The organism is Aeromonas sp. R3-1 (assembly GCF_040908345.1).
Classification (GTDB): Bacteria; Pseudomonadota; Gammaproteobacteria; order Enterobacterales; family Aeromonadaceae; genus Aeromonas; species Aeromonas veronii.
In genome coordinates this window covers 1-3,843 of sequence record NZ_JBFODN010000175.1, presented here as the reverse complement: position 1 = coordinate 3,843, position 3,843 = coordinate 1, and the positions used below count along the sequence as shown (strand labels likewise).

Here is a 3,843-nt window from a genome sequence, read left to right as displayed (position 1 = left end):
GTTTTATCCCCTCTGTTTTTGCCTCGCCAAGGTTAATAATCCCCTCGGGCCAGCCGCTCGAAGTAGCCCTGATAGCGCCCGCTGGCGATGGCCTGCTGCAACTGCTGATTGAACTGATCCCGCAGTTTGGCTGAATCGGGCATTTTGCGTGGGAACATCACAAAGCTGTCGTTGCGCAGAAAAGGGGTCTGACTGTGGGTGATGAGTGCCGCGCTGGCGGGGTCGAGCTGGCTCTGCAACTCGGCCAGACCGACTCGCAGCTCTTGCGGATAGAGGTCGATCCGCCCGCGCAGCAGCTTGCCGAAATTCTGCTTCACGTCGGTAACCCGCTGCTGGCTCACCTTGCCGTCGGCCACCATCTTGTCCAGCGCGGGCCCGTAGCTGTAGGCGATATCGCCCCCCAACCGCATGCCGATGATCTGCTCAAGGCGCTCGGCCTGCAGCTGCCGTGATTTGAGGGAGAAGAAGACAAACTGCTCCTGCAGCACCGCTTCGCTGAACAGAAAATCCTGCTCCCGCTCCGGTTTGTGCATCCAGACGGCGGTGGCGTCGTAGAGCTGGCTGTTGGCCGCCAGCGAATAGACCCGACCCCAGGGGGCGAAGTGGAACTTCACCTCATAGCCCGCCTCCTTGAACAGATCGCTGATAAGGTGGGCCACGGGACCGTGCTGTTTTGATTGCTCGGAGACGAAAGGGGGCCATTCACCCACGATGATGTTGAGCACCCGGCCCGGTGCGGCGAGAGCCGATTGGCTGGTCAGAAACAACCACAGAGAAAGCAGCGGGATCAGGCGCATGGCAGAAAGAAGGGGGCGCAGGCTGGCAGAGGCGAGGGCATCAGGTCACTCCCGGCTGTGATGCGGTGAAAGGGGCTGGGTTGTCCGCAATGCTAACATGAGTCTCATTCCTTGCCGTGGATATTTGTCTCGTCGGGGTCGCCGGGCGCCTATTTTGGCCGCAGGGTATGCCCAAGCTCACAAAACCGATCGAGTAAACGTCATATGATTGATTTCATTATGAGTCTTGCTCTCCTGCCGAACGGCAATTTCACGTAAATCAAAGAGAATGACTATGGCTACCGGACAATATCTGCTGTGGAAAGATGCACAGGGACAGGATTTTCGCCCCGTTGCACTGACCGGCACTGATCTGCTTAACAATCGATACCTCAACAAGGGCACGGCCTTCACCGAACAGGAGCGGGCCGATTTTGATCTCGATGGTTTGCTGCCGCCTCAGGTGCAAACTTTTGAAGCCCAGCTCGAGCGAGTGTATGAGGGGTTCAAGAGCGCTTGCAGCGATATCGAGAAGTACCAGAACCTGCGTGCCCTGCAGGATCGCAACGAAACCCTGTTTTATGCCCTGTTGTCACGCCATGTGGAGGAGATGACTCCCTACATCTATACCCCGACCGTGGGCAAGGCGTGTCAGGAGTTCAGCCACCGCTTTCAGAAGCCGCGCGGCCTCTACATCACCCCGGACAACGTGGATGACATGGGCAGTCAGGCCCGTCACTTCGATGCCAAATCGATCCGCATCATAGTCGTCACCGACAGCCAGGGCATTCTGGGGATCGGCGACCAGGGGGTCGGCGGCATGGGCATCCCCATCGGCAAGCTGGCGCTCTATACCCTGGGTGCCGGTATTCACCCCGCCTGCTGTATGCCCATCGCGCTGGATGTGGGCACCGACAATCAGAAACTGCTCGATGATCCCATGTATCTGGGCCGCCCCCACAAGCGCATTCGCGGCAAGGAGTATGAAGAGTTCATCGACAAGTTCGTGCAGGGGGTCAAGCGCCACTTCCCCAATGCCGTGCTGCAGTGGGAAGACTTCAGCAAATCCAATGCTTTCAACAATCTGGCCCGCTACCAGCAGGCACTGCCGTCATTCAACGATGATATTCAGGGCACCGGTGCCGTGGTGCTGGCCGGTATCATAGGCGCGGTCAAGGTCAAGGGGGAGACCCTGGGCCAGCAGAACTATCTGGTCTACGGCGCTGGCGCCGGCGGGGTTGGCGTCGCGGATCAGATCTGCGCGGGAATGATCCGCGAGGGGATGGATCCGCAGGCGGCCCGCGATCGCATCTATATTCTGGATACCCAGGGGCTGGTGTGCGACAACCGGGACGGGCTCGACGAGTACAAGCGTCGCTACGCCAAGCCGGGGTTGCTGCTGGCGGGCTGGGATACCGAGGTGCCCGGCAAGGCCAATCTGGCCGATGTGCTGCGTCATGTGCCCATTACCGTGCTACTGGGTACCAGCGGCTCGGGCGGGGCCTTCCAGGAAGAGCACATCCAGCTGATGCTGAAACATTGCGAGCGCCCCATGGTATTCCCGCTCTCCAACCCGACCGCCAACTGTGAAGCGCTGCCGGAAGATATCTACCGCTGGAGCAAGGGCAAAGCCATTGTCGCGACTGGCAGCCCGTTCAAGGATGTGAGCTACGAGGGGCAGGAGTTCCGGGTGGGGCAGGGCAACAACGTCTTTATCTTCCCTGGAGTGGGTCTGGCGGCCATCGTCAGCCAGATCCGCGAGATCACACCCGATGTCTTCACTACCGCCGCTTTTGCGCTGGCCGAGTGCGTGAGTGAGGTGGATCTGGCGAAAGGGGCCGTTTATCCCCGCATTCGCGAGCTGCGCAGCATCTCGGTGCATGTGGCCACCGCCGTGCTCAAGGATATCGTGCGTCGGGATCCCTCCCACCCGCTGATCGGTCAGGATCTGCAGCAGCATATCCTCAACCACATGTGGGAGCCGGTTTACCTGCCCTATCGTCGGGTATAACCGCGTATTCACCGCCCGGATAACGGATCGGTAAAGATGACAAGGGGGTAGCGCTGCTACCCCCTTTCGTTTACCCCGTGGCATTCACTAAGTTCGCAATGGCCGCCAGCGCCCTTCCTGATTGCGACAGGCGGTATCCTGCCACTGCTGGCTGGCCTTGCCGATATAGAGTTGCTCGCGATAGTCGCGACACCACTCCCCGCTGTTATGGCGGAAGGTGCGTAGCGGGGTGACGCTACCCGAGTGACGGTTGGCTGGATTGAACCAGGTGAGGCTCTGCCCTTTGGTGCGGGTTTCCAGCGCCTTGGCAAGGGCCTGATTGGCCAGTTGAACATCTGCCTTATCCATCTGATGGTAAAGCGGCGGGGTGTCGACCGTGGCGCAGCCAGTGAGGCCGAGCAGGAGGAGTAGTAACAGATATCGCATTATGGTTGCCCCTGTTGGCGAAAACCGTTGTTGAGCAGCGCCCGCTCCTGCTCATCGGTAAGCACTTGCTGGCGATCATCGACCGTGCCATCACCTCTTAGTTTGTTGCCGTTGGCATCGACGGCATCCACACCGTTGTCATCGACCGTGCCATCACCTCTTAGTTTGTTGCCGTTGGCATCGACGGCATCCACACCGTTGTCATCAACCGTGCCATCGCCCCTGAGTTTGTTGCCGTTGGCATCGACGGCATCCACACCGTTGTCATCGACCGTGCCATCACCTCTGAGCTTGTTGCCGTTGGCATCGACGGCATCCACACCGTTGTCATCGATGGTGCCATCACCTCTGAGCTTGTTGCCGTTGGCATCGACGGCATCCACGCCGTTGTCATCAACGCCATTGCCAAACCCGCGGCCACCCCCATGGCGTTCTCCCCCTGCATGTTTTTCTCCACCAGCATGCCGTTCACCTCCACCATGCTGCTCTCCGCCGGCATGCTCGCCTTGGCCGCCACTGTCATCGCTGCCCCCATCGCTGTTGCTGCCACCGCCGCTGTTGCTGCCACCGCCGCTGTTGCTGCCACCGCCGCTGTTGCTGCCACCGCCGCTGTTGCTGCCACCGCCGCTG

Annotated in this window: 3 protein-coding genes and 1 pseudogene; 1 reads left to right on the top strand and 3 read right to left on the bottom strand. The window is 60.0% G+C overall.

From position 1 onward, the window contains the following. Nucleotides 1-32 precede the first annotated feature (32 nt). A complete protein-coding gene (locus tag AB5Y85_RS10755; RefSeq protein WP_257687913.1) occupies nucleotides 33-797 on the bottom strand; it encodes an ABC transporter substrate-binding protein in 765 nt (254 codons plus the stop codon). Between the two features lie 274 nt (nucleotides 798-1,071). On the opposite strand from AB5Y85_RS10755, the gene AB5Y85_RS10750 reads away from it, so the two are divergent. Then, nucleotides 1,072-2,787 carry an NAD-dependent malic enzyme gene (locus tag AB5Y85_RS10750; protein ID WP_100653246.1) on the top strand — a complete coding sequence of 572 codons (1,716 nt, stop codon included), beginning with the start codon at nucleotides 1,072-1,074 and terminating at the stop codon, nucleotides 2,785-2,787. A gap of 87 nt (nucleotides 2,788-2,874) precedes the next feature. On the opposite strand, the gene AB5Y85_RS10745 is transcribed toward AB5Y85_RS10750, so the two are convergent. Further along, on the bottom strand, nucleotides 2,875-3,216 hold the full coding sequence (locus tag AB5Y85_RS10745; RefSeq protein WP_047439933.1) for an RT0821/Lpp0805 family surface protein: 342 nt from the start codon (nucleotides 3,214-3,216) through the stop codon (nucleotides 2,875-2,877). Further along, nucleotides 3,213-3,843 (bottom strand): annotated as a pseudogene (locus tag AB5Y85_RS10740) (hypothetical protein); the annotation flags it as partial. The gene AB5Y85_RS10745 and the pseudogene AB5Y85_RS10740, both read right to left, overlap by 4 nt.